This window comes from Desulfomonilaceae bacterium (genome assembly GCA_041662605.1).
Classification (GTDB): Bacteria; Desulfobacterota; Desulfomonilia; order Desulfomonilales; family Desulfomonilaceae; genus CAJBEZ01.
Window position 1 is genome coordinate 22,784 of record JBAZSD010000027.1, and the last position, 21,813, is coordinate 44,596.

Genomic DNA, 21,813 nt, shown 5'->3' on the forward strand with positions numbered 1-21,813 from the left:
CCCCAGCGTTTTTGTTAGAAAAGAACAGTTTTTTTCTTTATGGCTTTAATCAGGATAACCAGCTTGAATCGCTGGCTGTTCACTCTCATGTTGTTGTAGGTCGAAGCGTCGCCTCGACCTACAACAACACAAAATCCCTTGACAAGAATTATACTTCTTGCCCATAATACTTAGATACATGTTTGGAGGTAATGGCGAATGCCCACGATTAATCAGCTGGTCAGAAAAGGACGCAATCGGCCGAGAAGAAAAACATCGGCCCCTGCCCTGACCAACTGCCCCCAACGCCGTGGTGTTTGCGTAAGGGTTTATACAACTACACCGAAGAAACCGAACTCAGCTTTGAGAAAAGTCGCCCGAGTCCGACTTACTAACGGTTATGAGGTCACATCTTACATCCCCGGCATTGGTCACAACCTTCAAGAACACTCCGTGGTCCTTATCCGCGGTGGGCGTGTCAAGGATCTGCCGGGCGTGAGGTATCACATAATCAGAGGAGCCCAGGACGCCTACGGAGTGACGGATCGGAAACAGGGCCGATCCAAGTACGGAACAAAGAGACCAAAATAATCCTCGTTTATGGATCGCACACTGGTCGTAACGAAAGTTGATCGACCTTGCGGTTCCTCAACAACCCATTAGCCATTGTTGGAGGATTGTTTTTACGGGTCCGGATAAACCGCCTGATTCTGGCGGGGCGAGTTTAGAGCTAAGACGTCAAAATCAAACGTGAGATCAATTCACTACGTCTTCTAAACTATGCTGTTCCGGAAAGCGCCCGGTTCAGTTCGTTCTAGACTCTGCCGCTTGAAGCTATGGCGGCGGAACAATTTTTGGGAGATAGCTTGAATGCCTAGAAAAGGGAAAGTTCCTAAAAGAGACGTTTTGCCGGACCCAAAGTTTCACAGTAAGCTCGTGTCCAAGTTCATTCACGGGATAATGTGGGAAGGCAAGAAAGCTGTAGCGGAAGCCATTCTGTACGGCGCGTTCGACGTAATCGCAAGAAAAACTAATGAAGATCCTCTGAAAATGTTCGAGCGAGCTGTTGATAACGTAAAACCCGTGCTTGAAGTGCGATCTAGGCGGGTTGGCGGAAGCACTTATCAGGTACCCGTTGAAATCAGACCGGAACGCCGACAGGCCCTTGCTATACGATGGCTCATTCAATATGCGCGCGGCCGCGGCGAAAAGAGCATGATGGATAAACTCGCAGGCGAGCTTCTCGATGCTTCGGGCAACAAGGGCAGCTCCGTCAAAAAGAAAGAAGATACTCACAAAATGGCCGAAGCCAACAAAGCATTCGCCCATTACAGGTGGTAGTCGTCTGACTGAGATAATTTGATGAATTTAGAATCGATAACTACTACTCGTAACATCGGAATTATGGCCCACATAGACGCGGGAAAGACTACCACGACTGAGAGAATTCTCTATTATACGGGAGTCTCGCATAAGATAGGAGAAGTCCACGACGGGAAAGCTGTCATGGACTGGATGGAACAGGAACAGGAAAGAGGCATTACGATTACTTCCGCAGCTACGACATGTCAGTGGAAAAGCCACCGAATCAATGTCATCGACACACCGGGACACGTTGATTTCACGATAGAAGTTGAACGTTCCCTGCGAGTGTTGGATGGAGCTGTGGCGGTTTTCTGCGGGGTCGGCGGCGTGGAGCCACAGTCGGAAACCGTTTGGAAACAGGCCGATCGTTACAGCATCCCAAGAATTGCTTTTATTAATAAGATGGACAGAGTAGGCGCCGACGAAAAAAGAGTGATGGAGATGATGAAGAGTCGACTACGGACTACTCCACTGGCGCTTCAAATTCCCATCGGCAAGGAAGACAAATTCTCTGGTGTTATTGATCTTGTCAATTTCAAGGCTATAAAATTCGATGAGGCCTCTATGGGTGTCACGTACGCGATCGATGACATCCCTGATGACCTCATGGATGAGGCCCTCGCTGCTCGATCGCAGCTCGTAGAGTCGGTCTGTGAACTTGACGACGGTCTCCTAGAGAAATACCTGGAGGGTGATACTGATATTCCCGCTCAAAAACTGCTGGAAACCATTCGACAGGGCACACTGGATTTAAAAATAACCCCTGTCCTCATGGGCTCAGCGTTCAAAAATAAAGGCATACAGCCCCTGCTGGATGCGGTCATTAACTTCTTACCATCACCGATGGATGTTCCACCGGTGGAAGGCAAAGACACCTCCGGCTCCCCTGTTACGCGTGAAATCGACGGACCCCTAGCAGCTTTGGCTTTTAAGGTCATGAACGACCCCTATACCGGGACCCTGACCTTCATTAGAATCTATTCCGGAAAACTTTCCGCAGGTTCCAGCATCCTCAACGTTAATTCCGGCAAAAAAGAACGGATTGGACGATGTCTCAAGATGCACGCGAATCAACGGGAAGAAATCAAGGATGCCGCCGCCGGTGAAATAATTGCGCTAGTAGGTATGAAAAATACCAAAACCGGTGATTCCCTGACTGATGAAGATCACCCTCTCCTCTTGGAATCTATGGATTTTCCGGAACCGGTCATCTCTGTCTCTTTGGCTCCCAAGTCACGGGATGGCGTCGATAGGCTTTCGAAAAGTCTGGGCAGACTGCTCCGAGAGGATCCCTCACTTCGCGTAAGAACGGACAAGGAAACCGGGCAGACAATACTTTCCGGCATGGGGGAATTGCATCTCGAAATCATTGTTGATCGTCTCCTACGGGAATTTCAGGTTGAGGCGGTGGTTGGTGAACCTGAGGTCGCATTTCGGGAGACGCTTACCAAGGATGTTCGTATTAATTACAGGCATGTAAAACAGACAGGCGGCAAGGGTCAATTCGCTGAAGTGGCAATGGATATCAAGCCTCTTCCCCGCGCCACCGGATTTGAATTTGTCGATAAGATCACGGGTGGAACTATCCCCAAGGAATTTATCAAGCCTGTAGAAGACGGCATTCGATGGGCAATGGAGGCTGGTGTTCTTGCGGGTTATCCAGTGGTCGACATCAGAGTGACCCTTTTTGATGGGAAGTTCCACGAAGTTGATTCGTCGGAAATGGCTTTCAAAATGGCGGGGTTCATGGCCTTCAAAGATGCGTGTAGAAAAGGCGCCTCTGTTCTACTCGAGCCCATTATGGATGTCGAAGTCGTAGCCCCTGGAGAATTTTTGGGTGACGTTTTGGGAGATTTGACCTCAAGACGCGGCAAGATTCTCGGGATGGAAAGCCGACTCGGAGTACAGACTGTTGGAGTTCGAGTGCCTTTGGCGCGTATGTTCGGATACGCAACCGACTTGAGAAGCTTGACGCAAGGCCGCGCCACATTCACTATGAGATTTTCACACTACGAACCGGCGCCGCAATCCGTTACGGAAAAGGTTGTCGCACAATTTAAACAATCTGGAGGAGCCCATGGGCAAGGCGAAGTTTGAGCGTACGAAGCCACACGTGAACGTAGGGACGATAGGTCACATCGATCACGGCAAGACGACGTTGACAGCGGCAATAACGCGGACGTTGGCTAAGCGGGGATTGGCCTCGTATGTGCCTTTCGAGGAGATCGACAAGGCGCCCGAGGAGAAAGAGCGCGGCATTACGATAGCTACGGCTCACGTGGAGTATCAGACGGACAAAAGGCATTACGCTCATGTGGATTGTCCGGGACACGCCGATTATATCAAGAACATGATCACCGGCGCGGCCCAGATGGATGGAGCTATCCTTGTTGTGGGAGCCAATGATGGTCCTATGCCTCAGACAAGAGAGCATATACTGTTGGCTCGTCAGGTTGGTGTTCCCTATGTAGTGGTTTTTTTGAACAAAGTCGACATGGTTGACGATCCGGAACTCATAGAGTTGGTTGAGTTGGAATTGAGAGAGCTATTGAGTTCTTATGATTTTCCGGGAGACGATATACCGATTATCAGGGGCAGCGCGTTAAAGGCTTTGGAGGCTGGTGATCCCAAGCATCCCGACTGCAAGTGCATACTTGAGTTGATGGAGGCTATAGACACCTATATACCTGTGCCTCAAAGAGACGTAGACAAGCCCTTCCTGATGCCGATAGAGGATGTGTTCAGCATTTCCGGACGAGGCACGGTTGTTACCGGTAGGGTCGAGCGTGGTCAGATCAAGGTTGGGGAAGAAGTTGAGATAGTAGGGATCAAGGACACCCGCAAGACGGTTTGCACTGGTGTTGAGATGTTCCGCAAGGTATTGGATTCCGGTCAGGCCGGAGACAATGTTGGTCTTCTTCTTCGAGGCATCAAGCGAGAAGATGTTGAGAGGGGCCAGGTAGTGGCGTTGCCCGGGTCGATCACTCCCCATACCAAGTTCAAGGCCGAGACATACATTCTGGGTAAAGAGGAAGGTGGACGTCATACTCCATTTTTCAACGGATACAGGCCTCAGTTTTACTTCAGGACTACCGACGTGACAGGCATTATAACGCTTCCTGAGGGAGTCGAGATGGTGATGCCCGGTGATAATGTGGCTCTTGAAGCGCATCTTATCACCCCTATCGCCATGGAAAAAGAACTCCGCTTCGCTATCAGGGAAGGCGGAAGAACCGTTGGCGCCGGCGTCGTCTCTGAAGTTATTGAATAGATTTCGAGAAATAGATGAGGAATTTCCATGGATATGCAAGCGCTGAAAATTAGGATCAGGTTAAAAGCCTACGACCATAAACTCTTGGACCAGTCGGCAGCCGAGATCGTCGACACAGCCTGGAGAACGGGAGCAAAGGTGGCGGGCCCAATACCCCTTCCGACTCGGATACATAAGTACTGCGTTCTGCGCTCGCCTCACATAGACAAAAAATCGCGTGAACAATTCGAGATCAGAGTCCACAAGAGATTGATAGACATTTTGGAACCAACACAGCAGACACTGGACGCACTGATGAAGTTGGATTTATCCCCGGGAGTGGATGTCGAAATAAAGGCGTGATGTTTCTGATATTACATTTTCGTCCAGGAGCTTCTAATGGTTAATGGCTTGATAGGTATAAAACTTGGGATGTTACAGATGTTTGATGAATCCGGTCACTCCCTGGGGGTGTCCGTGGTTCAGGCTGGACCATGCAGGGTTGTTCAAAAAAAACCCAACTCCAGAGTTCAGCTCGGATATGGTAGCGCCAAAGAAAGTCGATTGTCCAAACCGGTTTTAGGGCAATTCAACAAATTCGGTGTCCCTCCTTGCCAGGTACTGCGTGATTTCGCAGTGGAGAACGTAGACGAAATCCAAATCGGGCAGGAAGTCGGTCCAGACATTTTCAATCCTGGAGACATAGTTAAGGTCGTCGGCGTGGGTAAAGGCAAAGGATTTGCTGGTGTTGTCAAAAAGTGGAATTTTGGTGGCGGCCGCGCAACCCACGGGTCTCGTTCGCATCGTATTCCAGGATCAGTTGGACAATGCGCCTGGCCCTCCCGAATCTTCAAGGGCAAAAAGATGCCTGGTCGAATGGGTGGAAAGAGCGTAACCGCTCCAACCGTTCAGGTCGTAGAGGTCCGGTCCGACGAGAACTTACTTTTCCTCAGGGGCCCCATACCCGGACCCCGTGGCTCGATTGTGTTGATAAGGAAACGATAATGGCTCTAGTAGACGTGATTAACCAAAACGGAGAAAAGGTCGATTCAATAGAGCTTGAGGACCATATTTTCAAGGCCGAGATTCGTGACAGTTTGGTTCAACAGGTTGTCGTTTGGCAATTAGCCAAGCGTCGGTCCGGCTCCGCTTCTACGAAAACGCGCGGACAGGTGCGCGGCGGCGGAAAGAAGCCTTGGCGTCAAAAAGGCACGGGGCGCGCCAGAGCAGGTACGAGCAGGTCTCCTGTGTGGGCTGGCGGTGGAACAGTATTCGGACCACATCCACGGTCATACGCGTTTTCCCTTCCAAAGAAGGTCCGGAAGGCGGCTCTTTGCTCTGTTTTGAGCGCTAAACTGCGGGACGATAAGCTTACCGTCTTGGACAAGATCGAGATGGAGGCCCCTAAAACCAAGCTATTTGCGGAAATTCTCAAAAAGCTCGGAACACAGGATCAGAAAACTCTCTTTCTAGTGCCGGAGAAAAATCCGGATCTGACACGGGCGTCCAGAAACCTTTACCGGGCCTTGGTCCTACCAACAGAGGGTATGAACGTATATGACCTTCTCAGGTTTGAACGTCTCACCATATTGAAAGACGCTCTCCCCAGATTATCAGAGAGGTTGGGCTAATGTTTGAGGAATTTAAAATTGTTCGGCGGCCCATAGTGACTGAGAAGGGTTCTACACTTAAGGAAGACAACAACCAGGTGATTTTCGAGGTTGATAGACATTCCAACAAACCCGAAATCAAGAAGGCGATAGAAAAACTCTTCAAGGTCACGGTACTCGCTATTCAAACTCAGAATAGGAAGGGTAAGCCTAAGAGGGTTGGACGCTTCCTCGGTCGCCGGAAGCATTGGAAGAAAGCGATTGTGACGTTGAAACAAGGGGATCGGGTGGATTTCTTCGAAGGCGTCTAGTCCGGCTTGCCTGTGACATGCCGCCTATGCAGCGCCGTCCGAGTCTTTGAGAAAACTTCGTAAGGATTCGTTTTATGTCAATAAAGAAATACAAACCAACTTCGCCGGGCATTAGGTTCCAGACCGGTCACTCATTTGACGAGATCACTGCCGACGAACCTTTGAAGTCTCTAGTCAGAGGTAAAATTAGCGGAAGTGGTCGAAACAATAATGGGCGGATAACGGTCAGGAGACGAGGCGGTGGGCACAAGAAACTGTTTCGCCTGGTGGATTTCAAGCGAAACAAGATCGATATTCCCGCCGTGGTCACGACTGTTGAATATGATCCGAACCGGAGCGCTAGAATAGCGCTGGTAACTTACGCAGACGGCGCTAAGGCTTATATTCTGTATGCCAACGGACTAAAAGTCGGCGACTCTGTCCTGGCTGGTGATAAAGTCGATATCAAACCGGGAAACTGCTTGCCCCTCAAGAATATACCGCTAGGGACCATGGTTCATAATGTTGAGATGAAGATTGGCAAGGGCGGGCAGATCATCAGGGCTGCTGGGACTTACGCTCAGTTGATGGCCAAAGAAAAGGGATATGTTCAGCTCAAGCTGCCCTCCGGCGAGGTTCGTATGGTATTGGACCGTTGTCGCGCCTCGGTCGGGCAAGTTGGAAATCTGGAACACGAAAAAATTTCTCTCGGTAAGGCTGGCCGGGCCAGATATCTTGGCCGTCGCCCAAAAGTCAGAGGCGTTGTCATGAATCCGGTCGATCATCCGCACGGTGGTGGCGAAGGCAAGACCTCCGGCGGTCGTCATCCGGTCACCCCATGGGGCGTGCCTACTAAAGGTTTCAAGACACGCAAGGGTAAAAAACCATCCGATCAATTTATCGTTAAACGGAGGAAGTGATTCTGATGCCTCGTTCAGTCAGTAAAGGGCCTTTCGTGGATGAACATCTTTTGAATAAAGTCGTCCAGGCCAAGGACACATCGTCAAGAAAAGTCATTCAGACTTGGTCTCGCAGGTCAACGATAATTCCTGACATGGTGGGGATCACATTCGCCGTGCATAATGGGAAGAAATTCATACCCGTGTTCGTAACCGAGAACATGGTCGGACATAAGTTGGGCGAATTCTCCCCTACCCGAACCTTTCACGGGCATGCTGGAGACAGAAAAGCCAAGAAAGGAAGAAAGTGATGGAATGGGAGTCCCGGTTATCGCATGCGCACATATCAGCGCAAAAGGCTAGACTCGTGGCCGATCTTGTAAGAGGAATGCCTGTCGGAGCGGCGTTAAGCGCACTGCAATTTACTCCGAAGAAGGCCGCCGAGATCATAAGAAAGGCCTTACAGTCAGCATTGGATAACGCTTCTAAGTCCAGTGGGGTGAATGAGGACAACCTCTACATCAGCAGAATAATGGTCGATGAAGGCCCCACTGCAAAAAGATGGATGCCCAGGGCTATGGGTAGAGCTACTCGTATTAGAAAACGAACTAGTCATATTTCGATTGCCCTGCAGGAAAAATGATCGACGCATAAATGAATTCTTGAGCTGAACTTCAGCTTAATGAATGGTCAGAGTGTAACGCGGACAAATTGATTCACCCCCAGGAGGGTTATTTTGGGACAAAAAGTTCATCCTCACGGTTTTCGATTGGGTGTCACCAGGACATGGGATTCGAGGTGGTTTTCCCAAAGGGAATACGGGACTTTTCTGATTGAAGACCTCAAGCTCAGGCAATTCGTAAAGAAGAAACTGGCCCAGGCGAGCGTATCCAAGATGGAAATTGAAAGAGCGGCTGGTAAAATCAGAATGATAATACACACCGCCCGGCCAGGAGTGGTGATCGGCCCCAAGGGAGCTGAGATTGAAAAGCTCAGAAGGCAAATTCTTCGGGTCACCAACAAGGACGTCATCGTCGATGTCAAGGAAATCCGGAAACCAGAGGTGGACGCCCAGCTTGTAGCTGAGAACGTGGCCCAGCAACTCGAAAGAAGAATCGCTTTTAGGAGAGCTATGAAAAAATCAGTCTCCAGCGCTCTTAAGTCTGGCGCCAAAGGAATTCGTATCGCCACCGCCGGAAGGTTGGGCGGCGCGGAAATGGCCAGACGTGAATGGTATCGGGAGGGTCGAGTTCCGCTACATACACTTAGGGCCGATATCGACTATGGATTCGCTCGGGCTTCTACGACGTACGGAGTTATTGGCGTCAAAGTCTGGATCTTTAAGGGCGAGTTGATCAAAAGCTCTGTTGGAGAAAGATAAAATGCTTGCGCCCAAAAAAGTCAAATATCGTAAGAGACAAAAGGGTAGAATGACGGGCACGCCACTCAGAGGAACGCAAGTGTCTTTCGGCGAGTATGGTTTGATGGCGCTTGAACCGATATGGGTTACTTCCAGGCAAATCGAAGCTGGTCGTATCGCCATGACACGCCACGTAAAAAGAGGCGGCAAGATCTGGATCAGGGTTTTCCCGGATAAGCCGATAACCAAAAAGCCCGCCGAGACCCGTATGGGTAAAGGAAAGGGCGCTCCGGAAGAATGGGTGGCAGTGGTCAAACCTGGCATCATTATGTATGAGATGGAAGGCGTTCCCATTGAAGTGGCCCGTGAGGCTTTCCGACTCGCAGCCCGAAAACTGCCATTAAAAACTCGTTTTGTTATTCGTGAGGAGTTGACATGAAGCCCCGAGAATTGCGGGATCTTTCTGTTGAAGAATTGACCGTCAAAGAGAAAGAGTTTCGAGAAGAGGAATTTAAACTCCGCTTCAAGAAGGCCACCGGTCAGTTGGAAAAAACCGCCCGGCTCGGCATCCTTAGGAAGGAAATAGCTCGGGTTCAAACTATAATTCGAGAGAAGAGGGGGTCTGCATGATTAGCTCCTCTAATGAACGTAATCAGCGCAAGGTACGTACCGGTGTTGTAATTAGTGACAAGATGGACAAAACCGTCGTTGTGGAAGTAAGCCGTACGGTTTTGCATCCGGTCTACAAAAAATTCGTTCGTCGTAGAAAGCGTTTCATGGCTCATGATGAGGAAAATCGGTGCCGTATCGGCGATGAGGTCATGATCGTGGAGACTAGGCCGCTGAGCCGCCACAAGAACTGGCGTGTCCAGAGAATAGTCAGGGAAGCGGCCTTGCCGGGAGGCTCCGCATGATTCAGCAACAAACTCGGATGGATGTCGCGGACAATTCAGGCGCGAAAGAACTTTTTTGTGTCAAGATTCTCGGCGGCACCCGTAGAAAATACGCCAGTGTGGGAGATGTTGTCATTGTTTCAGTAAAGCAGGCCATCCCTAACTCTAAAGTTAAAAAGGGAGAAGTCCATAAAGCCGTCGTTGTGCGGACTAAAAGGGCTGTCCGGCGCGCTGATGGTTCCTATATCCGATTTGATGACAACTCAGCGGTTCTTATTAACAATCAGCTCGAGCCTATCGGCACCCGTATCTTCGGACCGGTCGCCAGAGAACTCAGAGCCAAAAAATTTATGAAGATCGTGTCTCTCGCTCCGGAGGTTCTTTAATCATGTCCAAGATTAAGAAGGATGATCGAGTGAGGGTGCTTTCCGGCAAAAACGCCGGTCGAGAAGGAAGAGTCCTGAAGATTTTTACGGAAAAAGACTCGGCTTTGGTTGAGAGAATCAATATGGTCAAGCGGCACACCAAGGCTGGTGGCAAAGTGGGTCAACAGGGTGGAATCATCGAAAAAGAGGCGCCCATCAAATTGGCTAAACTGATGCTGATTTGTTCTAAGTGTTCGAAACCAACTCGCGTCGGTATTCGTAAAGTCGACGGAGAGCGTGCTCGATATTGCAAGAAATGCCAAGAGCAGTTGGAAAACTAGAAGGAATTTTCTGATGGCGTCTCGACTTAAAGATTATTACCTCAAGACGGTTGTGCCCGCGTTGAGAGAGCAGTTCAAATATAAGAACGCTATGCAGGTTCCGGTCCTGAACAAAATAGTCCTCAATATGGGACTGGGCGAAGCAATTCAAAACGCCAAGGCATTGGAAAGCGCTCAGCAGGAAATGGCGGCCATATCAGGTCAGCGGCCTGTTATGCGCAAGGCCCGAAAGTCAATCGCCACGTTTAAGCTTAGAGAGGGCATGACAATTGGTTGTAAGGTGACCCTTAGAAGAGACAATATGTTTCATTTTCTCGATAAGCTGATCAATGTGGCTCTTCCTCGAGTTAGGGATTTTAGAGGCATTAATCCCAAGGGCTTCGATGGGCGTGGAAATTTTTCGATGGGAATCAAGGAACAGATCATTTTCCCTGAAATTAACTATGACAGGATAGAAAAGATTCGTGGCATGAACATAACTTTGGTTACTTCGGCCCGGACGGATGAGGAAGCCAAACAGCTTCTTGAGCAACTAGGAATGCCTTTCAGGAAATAGACATTGTCTCCTTATAAGGAGGAACCGTGGCAAAGTTATCTATGGTAGTGAAGGCCGCTAGGCCCCAAAAATTTTCAGTGAGGGCATATAATCGTTGCCAGATTTGTGGACGACCTCGAGCATATTATCGCAAGTTCCAGCTATGTCGTATATGCCTCCGGGAACAGGCCCTCAGGGGAAACATTCCCGGCATGATTAAATCGAGCTGGTAGGGAGATTATTCTCATGTGTATGACCGATCCGATAGCTGATATGCTGACACGAATCCGCAACGCCAGGCAGGCGAGAAAGGATCAAGTGACCATCCCCGCCTCTAACCTCAAAATAGGTGTAGTGCAAATCCTAAAAGAGGAGGGGTACATAAAGAAGTATAAGGTCATACGGTCAGCCAAAAATAAACAGGGTGTATTGAAATTGACATTGAGGTTTGATGACGAAACCTTATGCACAATTGAAGGCTTATCCAGAATGTCCTCTCCTGGAAGGCGGCTATATGTCGGCAAAGAGCATAACCTCAAAAGTCATGGCGGCGTAGGGATCTTTATTCTTTCAACGTCCCAGGGGGTTATGACCGACAAGGAAGCGCAGCGCAGGGGAATCGGTGGTGAAGTGCTCTGCAGCGTCTGGTAGCCTGTATGTTTTATAGGAGCGTAAGTAATGTCTAGAATCGGCAAGGCCCCGATACCTATTCCGGATACTGTAAAAGTCGCTTTCGATGTCCCGACCGTTAGCGTTGAAGGACCGAAGGGATCCCTTCAGTTGAATTTGAGGGATCTTGTGGGTCTTAATGTGGAACCGGCAGTGATCAATGTGATAGCTTTGGGACAGGACAGAAAATCCAGAGCTATGCACGGCTTGTTTCGAAGCCTTATCTATAACATGGTAACCGGCGTGACGACCGGGTTCACCAAATCATTGGAAATTGTCGGAGTCGGCTACAAAGCTGAAGCTGACAAGCTGAAGCTGACCTTAAATGTAGGTTATTCCAATCCGGTGGTTATGCCCATTCCCGAAGGCCTGACAGTTGAGGTCGAGAAGAATACTGTAATCCATGTAAGAGGGATCGACAAACAACAGGTCGGAGAAATGGCCGCTAAAATTAGAAGAGTCCGCAAACCCGAGCCCTACAGGGGCAAAGGTATAAGGTATTTGGGTGAATTGATAAGACGAAAAGTTGGAAAAGCGGGCTCCAAGTAGCTTATTCTTTAAGAGTTTATCGAGTTAAGAAGGATCCGAAATGAGCAAGAATTCGGAAAAAACTGAGTCCAAAAAAAAGAGAACTCAACGCGTGCGATTCAGAATCGCCGGGAATGCTGAAAGAAGACGTCTGACTGTTTTTCGATCCAATCGAAACATATTTGCGCAAATCATAGACGATGACGCCGGATCTACTCTGGCTCAGGCGTCCTCCCTCGACAAGGGCTTCAGACGGCAGACCGGACAACCTTTTAACAGGGATCTTGCCAGAGAAGTTGGAAAACGAATCGCAGCCAAAGCGTTGGCGTTAAACATCAGCAAGGTGGTTTTCGACCGAGGTCCTTACCTGTACCATGGTAAGGTAAAGGCTTTGGCCGATGGCGCCAGAGAAGCTGGATTAGACTTTTAATGCTGGTTGAAGGAGGAATTGCCCCTTGCTGAGTAGATCAGAGATGTCTACCGAAGGCGAACTTAAGGACCGAGTGGTCCATTTAAGTCGCGTCGCCAAAGTCGTAAAAGGCGGAAGAAGATTTTCTTTTAGCGCAGTGGTCGTCGTTGGCGACGGTCGAGGCCGTGTAGGCTTCGGCTTGGGCAAAGCGAATGAAGTTCCCGAGGCTATTCGCAAAGGCGTGGAACGAGCCAAGGCGTATATGGTTGAAGTTCCAATCGTTAACGGCACTGTGCCTCACGAAATCATTGGTCGATATGGGGCGGCAAAGGTTTTGCTTAAACCGGCCGGTTCTGGAACCGGTGTTATAGCGGGAGGCGCCGTAAGAGCCGTCATGGAAGCTGTTGGCATCCGTGACATTCTCACAAAGTGTATTGGAACCAACAACCCTCATAACGTAGTTAAGGCCACATTTGAAGGGTTGAAAGGCCTCAGAACGCCTCTTCAAATCGCCAGGAGACTTGGCAAAGTAGGTCAAGCAGAGGAAGAAAATGAAAGAGGAGAGGAAAACTTGGCCAATGCTTAAAGTGACCCTCAAAAAGAGCAGGATTAAAGCGACCAAGAGTCAGAGAGAAACAATTCGTGGACTGGGTTTGACCAGAATAAATTCTTCCCGAATACTGGAAGACACGCCGGCGACTCGAGGTATGGCGAACAAGATTTGTCACCTTGTGGCTTTGGAGAATATTGATCAATAGGTCACACCTGGTTAGGAACGGAGTTGTTCATGGATTTGTCAAATTTACAACGACCTGCAAGAACGGGAAAAAGCAAAAGGCTCGGCCGAGGAGAATCGTCGGGCTTGGGCAAAACCTGTGGAAAAGGTCATAAAGGTCAAAAGTCGCGGTCAGGTGGAAAGGTAGGGAGAGGCTTTGAAGGCGGGCAGATGCCGTTGCAAAGGCGACTTCCTAAGGTCGGTTTCCACAATATTTTTAGAACGGAATACAATGTCGTTTCCTTAGAAACGATTTCAAGGCTTGATCCATCTGAACCCGTAACTGGCGATCTACTTCGGGAAAAGAATATCGTGAAGAGAGTCGGCCCGATCAAGCTGCTTTCCGACGGAGAGATTTCCGCCGCGTATGTCATAAGACTGGAAGCAGTAAGCGAAAACGCTCGCCGCAAGATCGTAGACGCTGGCGGGACCATTGAATAACGGATAGCCTCGGTTGGAATTTTTTGGAGGCTTGATCCCTAGAGAAGCCAAATAGACTCGTTATTTGTAGGAGACCTTTCTTGATAGGTTCCATCGCCAACATAGCCAAGATTCCGGAATTGAAGCGTAGGGTGATTTTCACGCTCCTTATGCTTCTCGTTTATCGATTGGGCGTTCACGTTCCAACACCGGGAATTAACACTGTAGCGTTGAAAGAGTTTTTCGGCCGCTATTCGCAGACTCTTTTTGGTGTTATCGACATGTTTACAGGTGGCGCTCTGGAAAACTTCTCCGTATTTTCTTTGGGCATTATGCCATATATCAGCGCCTCCATTATTCTCCAACTTCTTACGGTGGTGGTGCCCCATCTTGAAAGGCTTTCCAAAGAAGGAGAAGCTGGTAGAAAGAAGATCACGCAGTACACCCGATACGGAACAGTGGTTTTGTCTCTCATCCAGAGTATGGGTATAAGTATCGGGCTGGCTAAAACCGAGAACCTTGTTTATATGCCCCCACTAGCGTTTGTTCTCTTGTCCATGGTTACGTTAACAGCCGGCACGGCTTTTATAATGTGGTTAGGAGAACAAATTACTGAACGTGGCATAGGCAACGGTATCTCACTAATAATTTTTGCTGGCATTGTAGCCAGAATGCCGTCCGCCCTCGGAAGCACTGTTCAATTGGTTCAGACGGGTGATCTAGGTTTTCTCGTTTTACTTCTATTGATAGCCATCATGATCGCAGTAATCGGCACTATTGTCTTTGTGGAACGTGGACAACGCCGCATACCCGTGCAATACGCAAAGAGGGTCGTAGGCAGAAGGATTTACGGTGGGCAGACTACTCATCTGCCTTTGAAGGTAAATACCGCCGGTGTTATACCGCCTATTTTCGCTTCGTCGCTGATTATTTTTCCTGCAACGATCGCGCAATTCCTGAATGTTCCGATAATTACCTCAATAACTGATTGGCTTCGACCAGGAACGTTTGTCTATGAACTTGTATACGTAGCTTTGATCGTATTCTTTTGTTATTTTTATACGGCGGTTACGTTTAACCCCGTCGACGTAGCTGACAATATGAAAAAATACGGCGGTTATATTCCTGGAATAAGGCCCGGAAAGAAAACGGCTCAGTATATAGACAAGGTTTTGACCAGGATTACTCTTGGAGGCGCCATATACATCTCAGTGGTGTGTGTGCTGCCGTCTATATTGATCAGCCGCTTTAACGCTCCTTTTTATTTTGGTGGGACTTCATTGTTGATTGTTGTTGGCGTTGCGCTGGATACATTGTCTCAGATAGAGACTCATTTGATCCAAAGACACTATGAAGGTTTTATCCGTACGGGCCGTATTAAGGGACGACGCTAGAGAAGTTTTAGGTCAAGGAGGGAAATATGAGGATCATATTGTTGGGAGGACCGGGTTCCGGCAAAGGCACTCAAGCTAAAATGTTGGTTGAAAAACTTGCTATTCCCCAGATTTCTACCGGCGATATTTTTAGGGCCGCTCTAAAAGAAGGCACTCCGATGGGCCTGAAAGCAAAAACCTATATGGATAAGGGCGAGTTGGTGCCTGATGACGTCGTCATCGGAGTCGTCGAGGAAAGACTTGCCAAACCGGATCTGGATAAAGGTTACATGCTTGACGGATTTCCAAGGACGTTGGCCCAGGCTAAAGCCCTGGATAAGATCCTTGAAACTCAGGGGAAATCTATTTCTCACGCGGTTTTGGTTGATGTCCCTGATGAAGAACTAGTGAAAAGACTCTCTGGAAGGCGCACGTGCAAAAATTCCGCGTGCGGCGCAATGTTTCATGTGATGTTCAATCCACCTAAAAAATCCGGCATTTGCGATGTGTGCGGAACGGAACTTTACCAGAGAGATGATGATAATGAGACGACAATACGTGAGAGGCTTGGCGTTTACAACAACCAAACCGCTCCTCTCATTGACTATTACAATCAAAAAAGCCTTCTCAGAAAAGTAGAAGGCGTAGGACCCATTGAAGAGATCTTTTCCCGGATCGAAAAGGCCATAGGGTAACCGGCCTTGTCTTCCGTCGGAGAATTAAGGAGGCGCTCATGAAAGTGAGAGCATCAGTCAAACGTATTTGTGACAAATGTAAGATAATTAAACGTAAGGGAATAGTCAGAGTTATCTGCGAAAATCCCAAACACAAGCAAAGACAGGGTTGAGCCCTGTGATCGCAAGGCTATAACGCCTGGAGGAATATCGTGGCGCGTATTGCGGGGATCGACCTTCCCAAAAATAAAAGAATGGAAATTGCTCTAACCTACATTTATGGCATAGGTAGAGTTACTGCTCTGAAGATTTTAGAAGAATCCGGTCTCGATCCGGGAATGAACTCCGATAAGTTAACCGAGGTTGATGTAGCGAAAATCCGCGAGGCTATTGATCGCTCGTACAAGGTTGAGGGTGATCTGCGCCGCGACATTAGCATGAACATCAAAAGGCTTATGGATCTTGGTTGCTATCGCGGGCTGCGTCATCGGAGAGGGTTGCCTGTTAGAGGCCAGAGAACGCACACCAATGCTAGGACTCGAAAGGGCCCCAGAAAAACGCAGATAGGAAAGAAGAAATAGTGATGTTCTTTAACGTTTCGGCTTTTGGTATGAGGCGGGTCTTATGGATTCCAAAACGTTCAGGATCTGAGTTAGGTCCTATAACAACTTTAATAGCATAATTACTGATATTTGGTTTGTAACGGAGTGATCAATGCCGAGAAGGCGGATAGTTAGGAAAAAGAAAGAACGACGAAATGTTCCGAGAGGGGTCGCGCACATACAATCGACCTTCAATAACACTATTGTCACAATAACGGATCTTGAAGGAAATGTACTGGCGTGGTCTTCCGCCGGAACTCAAGGGTTCAAAGGCTCCAGAAAATCTACACCTTTTGCGGCGCAATTGGCGGCTGAAGACGCAGCTCGCAAGGCCATGGAAAATGGCATGCGCAGCGTTGAAGTGTTGATTAATGGACCAGGAGCAGGCCGAGAGGCGGCATTGCGGTCCCTACAGGCCGCGGGTTTTCAGATTACGTTAATTAAAGATGTTACACCTATACCACACAACGGTTGTAGACCACCCAAGAGAAGACGTGTTTAGTGTGGCTATTTAGGAATTTCCGCTCTCGAATAAAGGAGTCTTAGCTTGGCGCGTTATCGAGATTCAGTTTGCAGATTCTGCCGGCGGGAAACAACCAAGTTGTTTCTTAAAGGTGACCGGTGTTATTCAGACAAATGTTCTGTTGAGAGACGAAATTATCCCCCCGGCCAACACGGCCAGGGGCGAGCGAAGTATACAGATTACGGTGTTCAGCTCAGAGAAAAACAGAAAGTTCGACGCATATATGGGCTACTCGAGAAACAGTTCAGAAATTATGCGCATCTCGCTGAACAGCGGCGAGGAGTGACAGGCGAGAACCTGTTGCTGTTGCTCGAATCCAGACTGGACAATATTGTTTACAGGATGGGGTTTGCTTCTTCCCGATCAGAGGCCAGGCAGCTTATAAATCATGGGCATTTTATGGTCAATGGAAGAAAAGTCGATATCGCATCTTATCTGACTAAGCCCGGTATGGTTGTCGAAGTCAAGGAAAAGAGCAAGAAACTTAGGTCTATCGAAGATTCTATGTCCGCTGTTGGGCGCAGACCGGTTCCCGCATGGTTGGAAGTAGAAGTCGAAAATTGTAAGGGAACTATCAAAGGTATTCCGACGCGTGAGGAATTGCCTCCGACGATCAAAGAACAGCTTATCGTCGAGTTTTATTCCAAATAACAACTCGCGCGCTTTGTATTTGACGCGTGCGAGTAAGGATCGGCCGTTTGCCCGGAAGCAGGCATACGGAAACGGCTTTTTACTCTGCAATGTCTTGATTTGTCAACCAAAAGCCGCTTGTTGAGGCTCAGATCGGCGACGGCGCAGATTACGAGAGGAAAGCCATGAGTGATACAGGGCAAACCCTGATGAACCGTCCCTGGACCAATCTTGATCCTGCTCGATTAGAGATTGATGGGGATGAAACATTTGAATATGGTAAATATGTAATTGGTCCTCTTGAGAGAGGATTCGGCATTACTTTAGGCAATTCGTTAAGAAGAGTACTCTTGTCGTCTTTACCCGGGGCCTCGATTACAAAGGCCAGAATCGATGGCGTGTTGCATGAGTTTTCTACCATTCCCGGCGTTAAAGAGGACGTTACGGATTTGCTGCTCAATCTGAAGCAGGTTCGTCTGAAACTTTATACAGACGGCCCTGAAACAATCAAACTGGAGTCAATAGGAGAGGGAGAAGCCCTCGCCGGCGACATTCAGACCTCTCACGCGGTCGAAATAATCAACCCCGAGTTGGTTCTGGCAACCTTATCCAAGGAAGGGCGCCTGTCTATTGACCTAACCGTAGAATGGGGTAAAGGATACGCCCCCGCCGAAGAGACTGAAGACGCTATTGGAACGCTCGCTTTGGACGCCGTTTTCTCTCCCATCCGCAAGGTTAGTTACAAAGTAACTGATACTCGAGTTGGCCAGAGAACGGATTACGACAAATTGACTATTGAAATATGGACTAACGGTTCTGTTAAGCCCAGAGAGGCTTTACATCGCGCTTCATCGATTCTTCGTGAACAATTTAAGGTATACCTCCTGAGTCCGGAAATTGAAGAGCCTATGCTGGTAGATGAGAAAACTCAACCTGAACCTCAGGTCAATGAGAATCTTCATAGGAGTGTCGCAGAACTGGAGTTAAGTGTCAGGTCGGCCAATTGTCTTAAAAATGCGGACATACGCTATATCGGTGAGCTTGTTCAAAAATCTGAGCAGGAAATGCTCAAAACCAAGAATTTCGGAAGAAAATCACTTAATGAAATTAAGGAGATTTTGTCCGACATGGGTCTACAGCTTGGGATGACGGTTCCCAACTTTCCGTCTAGGGAAGAACTCGATAGCTTGAGAAAAGAAAGAGAAAACGCCATTAGCGATTGATTTGGAGATTATTTTTATGAGACATCGAAAAGCCAATAACAAATTAGGCATGAGAACTTCCCACCGTGTTGCAATGCTCAGAAACATGGTCACCTCGTTACTTGAGCATGAATCTATAGTCACCACTGATGCCCGAGCCAAAGCCCTGCGAATTCTGGCGGACAAAATGATAACCCTCGGAAAGCGTGGCGATCTTCACGCGAGACGTCAGGCGTTGGCTGTAATTAGATCCAAGCAGGTAACCTACGATCTGTTCAGCGACATAGCGCCCAGGTTCGCCGACCGTGAGGGTGGATACACACGAATTATCAAGAAGGGTTTTAGGCCTGGGGATGGAGCCGCAGTATCTATTATCGAGTTAGTGGACAAAAAACCAAAAGAAGTGGGCGGGACGGGCTCCAAAGGCGCAGCTTCTAAACCCAAAGGGCTGAAAGATAGACTTCTGGACAAACTAAAATCAAAGTAATCAGGTTGATTTAGCTTCCACGCGGTGTGATCGTCCTTAGATTGAAAAGCCGAGATTAAGTCTCGGCTTTTTTGTGTCTGACGAGGCAATATTTTCGGGGTTTATCGTGACCAAATGATTAATCTAAACAATGTGTCGTTTAAATATCCTACGGGACGGTTGATCTTCTCCGAGTTCAGTTTGACGATTCAGAGTCAATCATGGACCGTCATTGCTGGACCAGAGGGGGCAGGTAAATCTACCCTCGCTAAACTCATCAAGGGAATCCTTATCCCATCTGGGGGCTTTATTTCGTTTAACCATAATCACCCCTTTAAAAATGAAGAAATCGGTTACATTTGTGGGGACGCATCCAATGTGATAGTCGGGATTACTGTTCTCGACGACATCTGTTTTGGAATGGAAAATCTGCAAATACCCCGTATCGAGATGAAAACACGGCTCCGTAGTGTCTTGAACTGGACTGGATTGAAAGGATCGGAGCATAGACTTACCAACACATTGTCTGGAGGAGAGAGACAAAAGCTGGCATTGGCGGGAATTTTGGCAATTGGCGCCAAGATATTGATTCTTGATGAATCGTTTTCGATGTTGGATAGTCTGTCAAGGCGCAACATCCGAAACGTCATCGAACATTTAAGGCAAAAGATGAACCTTACTGTGATCGAAATCGCCAATAGGGCTGAGGATATAGCTGTATCGGACGGAGTCGTTTTTTTGGGCCATGGGGGAAGACTGGAATTCCATGGCCCACCCCAACAATTTTTTTCTAGTTCTTTGGGCAGAAAGTGGCTTTCCCCATTGGGAGGAACTTGCGCTCTCTTAAGTTTATTCTCAGGCGAAGATGTCGACATTGTAGAGCGTCTGTTAAAGTCGTTAGACCTCTGGCGGGTTTGAGACCTGAATCTCTCATTATTATTTTTGCCTTGATACTTATCCTTATATCAATTATAGATATGACAATTTTATACTGTTTTAGCTTATCTAATTGCGCCACATAGCTGATTAACAGGACTGTAATGGGTTTTTACTAAAATGCGGATGCTTAAAATCAGCGCTGTCATTGGGATTATTTTTGTATGTTTCCTTTATCTCCAGGAACATGGGAATGTCCAAAAATATGCCCTTCAATCAAAGATAAATGATCTCAAACAAGAAAACGCCGAACTTGAACACAACATAGCATTCTTGGAACAAAAAATCTCAAAGCTACGCTCAGACCCAAAGACTTTGGAAAAGGTAGCCAAGCGCAAGTTGGGCATGGTTCGGACAGACGAAACCATCTATATTTTTGAAACCGATGACAAAAAAAAATAGGCTCTTAGCTACCCGAAGCAACCGAGCTGGCAAGACTGGATTTTAATATTTAAATCATTTAATAGTTGACCCATTTGTTTTTTGGAAATACCTATTTCCTCAGCTATATTAAAAGCTTCTCGACAAGTCATTTTCTTGTTGGGGGCTTTCTTCAAAATTATTTCTTTGGCTTCGGATTCATTCATCGTTAGACTCCGTTTTCGATTATGTATAATATCTGATACTAGAGCAAGTTCTTGCTTTTTGGAAACATCTTCAAAAAGTCTTCAGAATTTAAGGCGTATAATTTGAAGAAGTTCAGATTAAAGGGGTTTGATTCATGCAGGGTACAACAGTTTTGAGTATCGAAGACAAGTCCTTATTTGACGATTTTATACACAGCGACCCTCCGCAGGCGTCGGAATATACATTTACAAATCTTTTCATGTGGCGACGAAAATATCATCCAAGATGGATGATAACTCACGAATGCCTGATCATAATCATGGACCCTATCGGAGACCCTCCATTCGCCCTATTCCCGATTGGTCTAGGAAATAAGCGGGCCGCTCTTAAAGTCCTGAACGAAATGATGCTAGAAAATTTAGAGGGGTCACGAATATTCAGGGTAGAATCCCGGATGCTTCAGGAATTTGTTGACACTTCTGAATTCGAAATTGAATTTGACCGAGATAATTGTGACTATGTCTATCTGTCGGATGACTTGATACGGCTTCCGGGTAACAAGTATCACAAGAAAAAAAATCATTTAAACAGATTTAAAAAGAAATGGGATTTTGAATATCGGGATTTTGATATCGGCTTGATCGATCGGGTCTTGCAGCTTCAGGAGGATTGGTGCGAGATCAAAGATTGTGGGGAAAGCCCCGACCTTGTGTATGAAGACCAAGCGGTTTATGAGGCGCTCAAAAACTATGAAGCTCTTGGATTCAAAGGAGGAGCCATTTTAATCAATGATAAAGTTGAGGCTTTCTCATTTGGTGAGCCTTTGAATACGGACACAGCGGTAATCCACATAGAAAAAGCCAATCCTGAGATTCCAGAACTCTACACGGTAGTAAATCAGATGTTTGCAATGAACGCCTGGTCCGACCTGAAATATATAAATAGAGAGCAGGATTTAGGTTTGGCGGGTTTGAGAAAAGCAAAGGAGTCTTATTATCCTGATCATCTGGTTGAAAAATACACCTTAAAGACCCGAATTTAGGACTAGAGAGTCAATGATTAAAAATATATCTTGACACTGGAATTTCCCATCTAATATGGTCTCAGGTATCGTGCCCTAACAGAAACGTTTCTAGAAAACCTAATTGGTTT

37 protein-coding genes are annotated in these 21,813 nt (G+C 47.6%); 36 read left to right on the forward strand and 1 reads right to left on the reverse strand.

Translation table 11 applies throughout. The features are described from left to right. The first annotated feature begins 198 nt into the window (after positions 1 to 198). The 35 genes from rpsL to WC647_16810 all read left to right on the forward strand — a co-directional run bounded on the left by rpsL (position 199) and on the right by WC647_16810 (position 20,496). Complete coding sequence (gene rpsL, locus WC647_16640; GenBank protein ID MFA6223931.1) at positions 199 to 570, forward strand: 30S ribosomal protein S12; 372 nt, start codon at positions 199 to 201, stop codon at positions 568 to 570. A 279-nt stretch (positions 571 to 849) separates the two neighbouring features. Beyond that, positions 850 to 1,320: a 30S ribosomal protein S7 gene (gene rpsG, locus WC647_16645; protein ID MFA6223932.1), complete on the forward strand. Its 471-nt coding sequence runs from the start codon at positions 850 to 852 to the stop codon at positions 1,318 to 1,320. Between the two features lie 21 nt (positions 1,321 to 1,341). Further along, positions 1,342 to 3,441: an elongation factor G gene (gene fusA, locus WC647_16650; protein ID MFA6223933.1), complete on the forward strand. Its 2,100-nt coding sequence runs from the start codon at positions 1,342 to 1,344 to the stop codon at positions 3,439 to 3,441. Continuing rightward, on the forward strand, positions 3,422 to 4,615 hold the full coding sequence (gene tuf, locus WC647_16655) for an elongation factor Tu (protein MFA6223934.1): 1,194 nt from the start codon (positions 3,422 to 3,424) through the stop codon (positions 4,613 to 4,615). The genes fusA and tuf overlap by 20 nt, the downstream gene beginning before the upstream one ends. Positions 4,616 to 4,648: 33 nt before the next feature. Then, positions 4,649 to 4,957, forward strand: coding sequence for a 30S ribosomal protein S10 (gene rpsJ / locus WC647_16660; GenBank protein MFA6223935.1), 309 nt, complete (start codon positions 4,649 to 4,651; stop codon positions 4,955 to 4,957). 36 nt (positions 4,958 to 4,993) lie between these two features. Continuing rightward, positions 4,994 to 5,599 (forward strand): 50S ribosomal protein L3, encoded by a 606-nt coding sequence (gene rplC, locus WC647_16665; GenBank protein MFA6223936.1) that lies wholly within the window; start codon positions 4,994 to 4,996, stop codon positions 5,597 to 5,599. Further along, the gene (rplD, locus tag WC647_16670) at positions 5,599 to 6,225 is read left to right on the forward strand and encodes a 50S ribosomal protein L4 (GenBank protein MFA6223937.1); all 627 of its coding nucleotides are present in this window, start codon (positions 5,599 to 5,601) and stop codon (positions 6,223 to 6,225) included. The genes rplC and rplD overlap by 1 nt, the downstream gene beginning before the upstream one ends. Further along, positions 6,204 to 6,515 carry a 50S ribosomal protein L23 gene (locus WC647_16675; GenBank protein ID MFA6223938.1) on the forward strand — a complete coding sequence of 104 codons (312 nt, stop codon included), beginning with the start codon at positions 6,204 to 6,206 and terminating at the stop codon, positions 6,513 to 6,515. Before rplD ends, WC647_16675 begins: the two co-directional genes overlap by 22 nt. A gap of 74 nt (positions 6,516 to 6,589) precedes the next feature. Further along, complete coding sequence (gene rplB / locus WC647_16680; GenBank protein MFA6223939.1) at positions 6,590 to 7,414, forward strand: 50S ribosomal protein L2; 825 nt, start codon at positions 6,590 to 6,592, stop codon at positions 7,412 to 7,414. Positions 7,415 to 7,419: 5 nt separating this feature from the next. Beyond that, the gene (gene rpsS, locus WC647_16685) at positions 7,420 to 7,704 is read left to right on the forward strand and encodes a 30S ribosomal protein S19 (protein ID MFA6223940.1); all 285 of its coding nucleotides are present in this window, start codon (positions 7,420 to 7,422) and stop codon (positions 7,702 to 7,704) included. Continuing rightward, positions 7,704 to 8,036, forward strand: a complete 333-nt coding sequence (rplV, locus tag WC647_16690) for a 50S ribosomal protein L22 (GenBank protein ID MFA6223941.1) — start codon at positions 7,704 to 7,706, stop codon at positions 8,034 to 8,036. Before rpsS ends, rplV begins: the two co-directional genes overlap by 1 nt. 93 nt (positions 8,037 to 8,129) lie before the next feature. Continuing rightward, on the forward strand, positions 8,130 to 8,774 hold the full coding sequence (gene rpsC, locus WC647_16695) for a 30S ribosomal protein S3 (GenBank protein ID MFA6223942.1): 645 nt from the start codon (positions 8,130 to 8,132) through the stop codon (positions 8,772 to 8,774). Between the two features lies 1 nt (position 8,775). After that, the gene (gene rplP / locus WC647_16700) at positions 8,776 to 9,192 is read left to right on the forward strand and encodes a 50S ribosomal protein L16 (protein ID MFA6223943.1); all 417 of its coding nucleotides are present in this window, start codon (positions 8,776 to 8,778) and stop codon (positions 9,190 to 9,192) included. Further along, positions 9,189 to 9,383: a 50S ribosomal protein L29 gene (gene rpmC, locus WC647_16705; protein MFA6223944.1), complete on the forward strand. Its 195-nt coding sequence runs from the start codon at positions 9,189 to 9,191 to the stop codon at positions 9,381 to 9,383. Before rplP ends, rpmC begins: the two co-directional genes overlap by 4 nt. Then, the gene (gene rpsQ, locus WC647_16710; protein ID MFA6223945.1) at positions 9,380 to 9,667 is read left to right on the forward strand and encodes a 30S ribosomal protein S17; all 288 of its coding nucleotides are present in this window, start codon (positions 9,380 to 9,382) and stop codon (positions 9,665 to 9,667) included. Before rpmC ends, rpsQ begins: the two co-directional genes overlap by 4 nt. After that, the gene (gene rplN, locus WC647_16715) at positions 9,664 to 10,032 is read left to right on the forward strand and encodes a 50S ribosomal protein L14 (GenBank protein ID MFA6223946.1); all 369 of its coding nucleotides are present in this window, start codon (positions 9,664 to 9,666) and stop codon (positions 10,030 to 10,032) included. The genes rpsQ and rplN overlap by 4 nt, the downstream gene beginning before the upstream one ends. Positions 10,033 to 10,034: 2 nt before the next feature. Next, positions 10,035 to 10,352, forward strand: a complete 318-nt coding sequence (gene rplX / locus WC647_16720) for a 50S ribosomal protein L24 (GenBank protein MFA6223947.1) — start codon at positions 10,035 to 10,037, stop codon at positions 10,350 to 10,352. Between the two features lie 13 nt (positions 10,353 to 10,365). Next, positions 10,366 to 10,908: a 50S ribosomal protein L5 gene (gene rplE / locus WC647_16725; protein ID MFA6223948.1), complete on the forward strand. Its 543-nt coding sequence runs from the start codon at positions 10,366 to 10,368 to the stop codon at positions 10,906 to 10,908. 26 nt (positions 10,909 to 10,934) lie between these two features. Then, positions 10,935 to 11,120: a type Z 30S ribosomal protein S14 gene (locus WC647_16730; protein MFA6223949.1), complete on the forward strand. Its 186-nt coding sequence runs from the start codon at positions 10,935 to 10,937 to the stop codon at positions 11,118 to 11,120. Between the two features lie 19 nt (positions 11,121 to 11,139). Continuing rightward, positions 11,140 to 11,538: a 30S ribosomal protein S8 gene (gene rpsH / locus WC647_16735; GenBank protein MFA6223950.1), complete on the forward strand. Its 399-nt coding sequence runs from the start codon at positions 11,140 to 11,142 to the stop codon at positions 11,536 to 11,538. 27 nt (positions 11,539 to 11,565) lie between these two features. Continuing rightward, positions 11,566 to 12,105 (forward strand): 50S ribosomal protein L6, encoded by a 540-nt coding sequence (rplF, locus tag WC647_16740; protein MFA6223951.1) that lies wholly within the window; start codon positions 11,566 to 11,568, stop codon positions 12,103 to 12,105. 40 nt (positions 12,106 to 12,145) lie between these two features. After that, complete coding sequence (rplR, locus tag WC647_16745) at positions 12,146 to 12,514, forward strand: 50S ribosomal protein L18 (protein MFA6223952.1); 369 nt, start codon at positions 12,146 to 12,148, stop codon at positions 12,512 to 12,514. A gap of 43 nt (positions 12,515 to 12,557) precedes the next feature. Next, a complete protein-coding gene (rpsE, locus tag WC647_16750) occupies positions 12,558 to 13,079 on the forward strand; it encodes a 30S ribosomal protein S5 (GenBank protein MFA6223953.1) in 522 nt (173 codons plus the stop codon). Beyond that, on the forward strand, positions 13,072 to 13,251 hold the full coding sequence (gene rpmD / locus WC647_16755) for a 50S ribosomal protein L30 (protein MFA6223954.1): 180 nt from the start codon (positions 13,072 to 13,074) through the stop codon (positions 13,249 to 13,251). Before rpsE ends, rpmD begins: the two co-directional genes overlap by 8 nt. A 29-nt stretch (positions 13,252 to 13,280) precedes the next feature. Further along, positions 13,281 to 13,709 (forward strand): 50S ribosomal protein L15, encoded by a 429-nt coding sequence (gene rplO, locus WC647_16760; GenBank protein ID MFA6223955.1) that lies wholly within the window; start codon positions 13,281 to 13,283, stop codon positions 13,707 to 13,709. Positions 13,710 to 13,789: 80 nt separating this feature from the next. Next, a complete protein-coding gene (gene secY / locus WC647_16765) occupies positions 13,790 to 15,082 on the forward strand; it encodes a preprotein translocase subunit SecY (GenBank protein ID MFA6223956.1) in 1,293 nt (430 codons plus the stop codon). 26 nt (positions 15,083 to 15,108) lie between these two features. Further along, positions 15,109 to 15,756, forward strand: coding sequence for an adenylate kinase (locus tag WC647_16770; GenBank protein ID MFA6223957.1), 648 nt, complete (start codon positions 15,109 to 15,111; stop codon positions 15,754 to 15,756). Between the two features lie 38 nt (positions 15,757 to 15,794). Beyond that, entirely contained in the window at positions 15,795 to 15,908 is a 114-nt protein-coding gene (gene rpmJ, locus WC647_16775; GenBank protein ID MFA6223958.1) for a 50S ribosomal protein L36, read from the forward strand. A 39-nt stretch (positions 15,909 to 15,947) separates the two neighbouring features. Further along, positions 15,948 to 16,316: a 30S ribosomal protein S13 gene (rpsM, locus tag WC647_16780; GenBank protein ID MFA6223959.1), complete on the forward strand. Its 369-nt coding sequence runs from the start codon at positions 15,948 to 15,950 to the stop codon at positions 16,314 to 16,316. Positions 16,317 to 16,449: 133 nt separating this feature from the next. Further along, positions 16,450 to 16,839, forward strand: coding sequence for a 30S ribosomal protein S11 (rpsK, locus tag WC647_16785; GenBank protein ID MFA6223960.1), 390 nt, complete (start codon positions 16,450 to 16,452; stop codon positions 16,837 to 16,839). A 45-nt stretch (positions 16,840 to 16,884) separates the two neighbouring features. After that, positions 16,885 to 17,511, forward strand: coding sequence for a 30S ribosomal protein S4 (rpsD, locus tag WC647_16790; GenBank protein MFA6223961.1), 627 nt, complete (start codon positions 16,885 to 16,887; stop codon positions 17,509 to 17,511). Positions 17,512 to 17,675: 164 nt separating this feature from the next. Beyond that, positions 17,676 to 18,713: a DNA-directed RNA polymerase subunit alpha gene (locus WC647_16795; protein ID MFA6223962.1), complete on the forward strand. Its 1,038-nt coding sequence runs from the start codon at positions 17,676 to 17,678 to the stop codon at positions 18,711 to 18,713. A 16-nt stretch (positions 18,714 to 18,729) separates the two neighbouring features. Then, a complete protein-coding gene (gene rplQ, locus WC647_16800; protein ID MFA6223963.1) occupies positions 18,730 to 19,179 on the forward strand; it encodes a 50S ribosomal protein L17 in 450 nt (149 codons plus the stop codon). A gap of 114 nt (positions 19,180 to 19,293) precedes the next feature. Continuing rightward, entirely contained in the window at positions 19,294 to 20,076 is a 783-nt protein-coding gene (locus tag WC647_16805) for an energy-coupling factor ABC transporter ATP-binding protein (protein ID MFA6223964.1), read from the forward strand. Between the two features lie 138 nt (positions 20,077 to 20,214). Then, positions 20,215 to 20,496, forward strand: a complete 282-nt coding sequence (locus WC647_16810; GenBank protein MFA6223965.1) for a septum formation initiator family protein — start codon at positions 20,215 to 20,217, stop codon at positions 20,494 to 20,496. Between the two features lie 8 nt (positions 20,497 to 20,504). On the opposite strand, the gene WC647_16815 is transcribed toward WC647_16810, so the two are convergent. Next, positions 20,505 to 20,681, reverse strand: coding sequence for a hypothetical protein (locus WC647_16815; protein ID MFA6223966.1), 177 nt, complete (start codon positions 20,679 to 20,681; stop codon positions 20,505 to 20,507). 134 nt (positions 20,682 to 20,815) lie between these two features. Here WC647_16815 and WC647_16820 point away from each other — a divergent pair, with 134 nt between their 5' ends. Further along, positions 20,816 to 21,703 (forward strand): phosphatidylglycerol lysyltransferase domain-containing protein, encoded by an 888-nt coding sequence (locus WC647_16820; protein MFA6223967.1) that lies wholly within the window; start codon positions 20,816 to 20,818, stop codon positions 21,701 to 21,703. Positions 21,704 to 21,813: the final 110 nt, after the last annotated feature.

Bases quoted from the DNA above. Each gene is read 5' to 3' on its own strand.
- rpsL (MFA6223931.1), top strand. From the start codon at position 199: ATGCCCACGATTAATCAGCTGGTCAGAAAAGGACGCAATCGGCCGAGA.
- rpmJ (MFA6223958.1), top strand. From the start codon at position 15,795: ATGAAAGTGAGAGCATCAGTCAAACGTATTTGTGACAAATGTAAGATA.
- rpsK (MFA6223960.1), top strand. From the start codon at position 16,450: ATGCCGAGAAGGCGGATAGTTAGGAAAAAGAAAGAACGACGAAATGTT.
- rplN (MFA6223946.1), top strand. From the start codon at position 9,664: ATGATTCAGCAACAAACTCGGATGGATGTCGCGGACAATTCAGGCGCG.
- rplE (MFA6223948.1), top strand. From the start codon at position 10,366: ATGGCGTCTCGACTTAAAGATTATTACCTCAAGACGGTTGTGCCCGCG.
- rplV (MFA6223941.1), top strand. From the start codon at position 7,704: ATGGAATGGGAGTCCCGGTTATCGCATGCGCACATATCAGCGCAAAAG.
- rplP (MFA6223943.1), top strand. From the start codon at position 8,776: ATGCTTGCGCCCAAAAAAGTCAAATATCGTAAGAGACAAAAGGGTAGA.
- rplB (MFA6223939.1), top strand. From the start codon at position 6,590: ATGTCAATAAAGAAATACAAACCAACTTCGCCGGGCATTAGGTTCCAG.
- WC647_16815 (MFA6223966.1), bottom strand. From the start codon at position 20,681: ATGAATGAATCCGAAGCCAAAGAAATAATTTTGAAGAAAGCCCCCAAC.
- WC647_16810 (MFA6223965.1), top strand. From the start codon at position 20,215: ATGCGGATGCTTAAAATCAGCGCTGTCATTGGGATTATTTTTGTATGT.
- tuf (MFA6223934.1), top strand. From the start codon at position 3,422: ATGGGCAAGGCGAAGTTTGAGCGTACGAAGCCACACGTGAACGTAGGG.
- rpsH (MFA6223950.1), top strand. From the start codon at position 11,140: ATGACCGATCCGATAGCTGATATGCTGACACGAATCCGCAACGCCAGG.
- rplD (MFA6223937.1), top strand. From the start codon at position 5,599: ATGGCTCTAGTAGACGTGATTAACCAAAACGGAGAAAAGGTCGATTCA.
- WC647_16805 (MFA6223964.1), top strand. From the start codon at position 19,294: ATGATTAATCTAAACAATGTGTCGTTTAAATATCCTACGGGACGGTTG.
- rplO (MFA6223955.1), top strand. From the start codon at position 13,281: ATGGATTTGTCAAATTTACAACGACCTGCAAGAACGGGAAAAAGCAAA.
- rplR (MFA6223952.1), top strand. From the start codon at position 12,146: ATGAGCAAGAATTCGGAAAAAACTGAGTCCAAAAAAAAGAGAACTCAA.
- rplC (MFA6223936.1), top strand. From the start codon at position 4,994: ATGGTTAATGGCTTGATAGGTATAAAACTTGGGATGTTACAGATGTTT.
- rpmC (MFA6223944.1), top strand. From the start codon at position 9,189: ATGAAGCCCCGAGAATTGCGGGATCTTTCTGTTGAAGAATTGACCGTC.
- rplF (MFA6223951.1), top strand. From the start codon at position 11,566: ATGTCTAGAATCGGCAAGGCCCCGATACCTATTCCGGATACTGTAAAA.
- rpmD (MFA6223954.1), top strand. From the start codon at position 13,072: ATGCTTAAAGTGACCCTCAAAAAGAGCAGGATTAAAGCGACCAAGAGT.
- rpsE (MFA6223953.1), top strand. From the start codon at position 12,558: ATGTCTACCGAAGGCGAACTTAAGGACCGAGTGGTCCATTTAAGTCGC.
- rpsJ (MFA6223935.1), top strand. From the start codon at position 4,649: ATGCAAGCGCTGAAAATTAGGATCAGGTTAAAAGCCTACGACCATAAA.
- rpsG (MFA6223932.1), top strand. From the start codon at position 850: ATGCCTAGAAAAGGGAAAGTTCCTAAAAGAGACGTTTTGCCGGACCCA.
- fusA (MFA6223933.1), top strand. From the start codon at position 1,342: ATGAATTTAGAATCGATAACTACTACTCGTAACATCGGAATTATGGCC.
- WC647_16795 (MFA6223962.1), top strand. From the start codon at position 17,676: ATGAGTGATACAGGGCAAACCCTGATGAACCGTCCCTGGACCAATCTT.
- rpsQ (MFA6223945.1), top strand. From the start codon at position 9,380: ATGATTAGCTCCTCTAATGAACGTAATCAGCGCAAGGTACGTACCGGT.
- WC647_16770 (MFA6223957.1), top strand. From the start codon at position 15,109: ATGAGGATCATATTGTTGGGAGGACCGGGTTCCGGCAAAGGCACTCAA.
- rplQ (MFA6223963.1), top strand. From the start codon at position 18,730: ATGAGACATCGAAAAGCCAATAACAAATTAGGCATGAGAACTTCCCAC.
- WC647_16820 (MFA6223967.1), top strand. From the start codon at position 20,816: ATGCAGGGTACAACAGTTTTGAGTATCGAAGACAAGTCCTTATTTGAC.
- rpsS (MFA6223940.1), top strand. From the start codon at position 7,420: ATGCCTCGTTCAGTCAGTAAAGGGCCTTTCGTGGATGAACATCTTTTG.
- rplX (MFA6223947.1), top strand. From the start codon at position 10,035: ATGTCCAAGATTAAGAAGGATGATCGAGTGAGGGTGCTTTCCGGCAAA.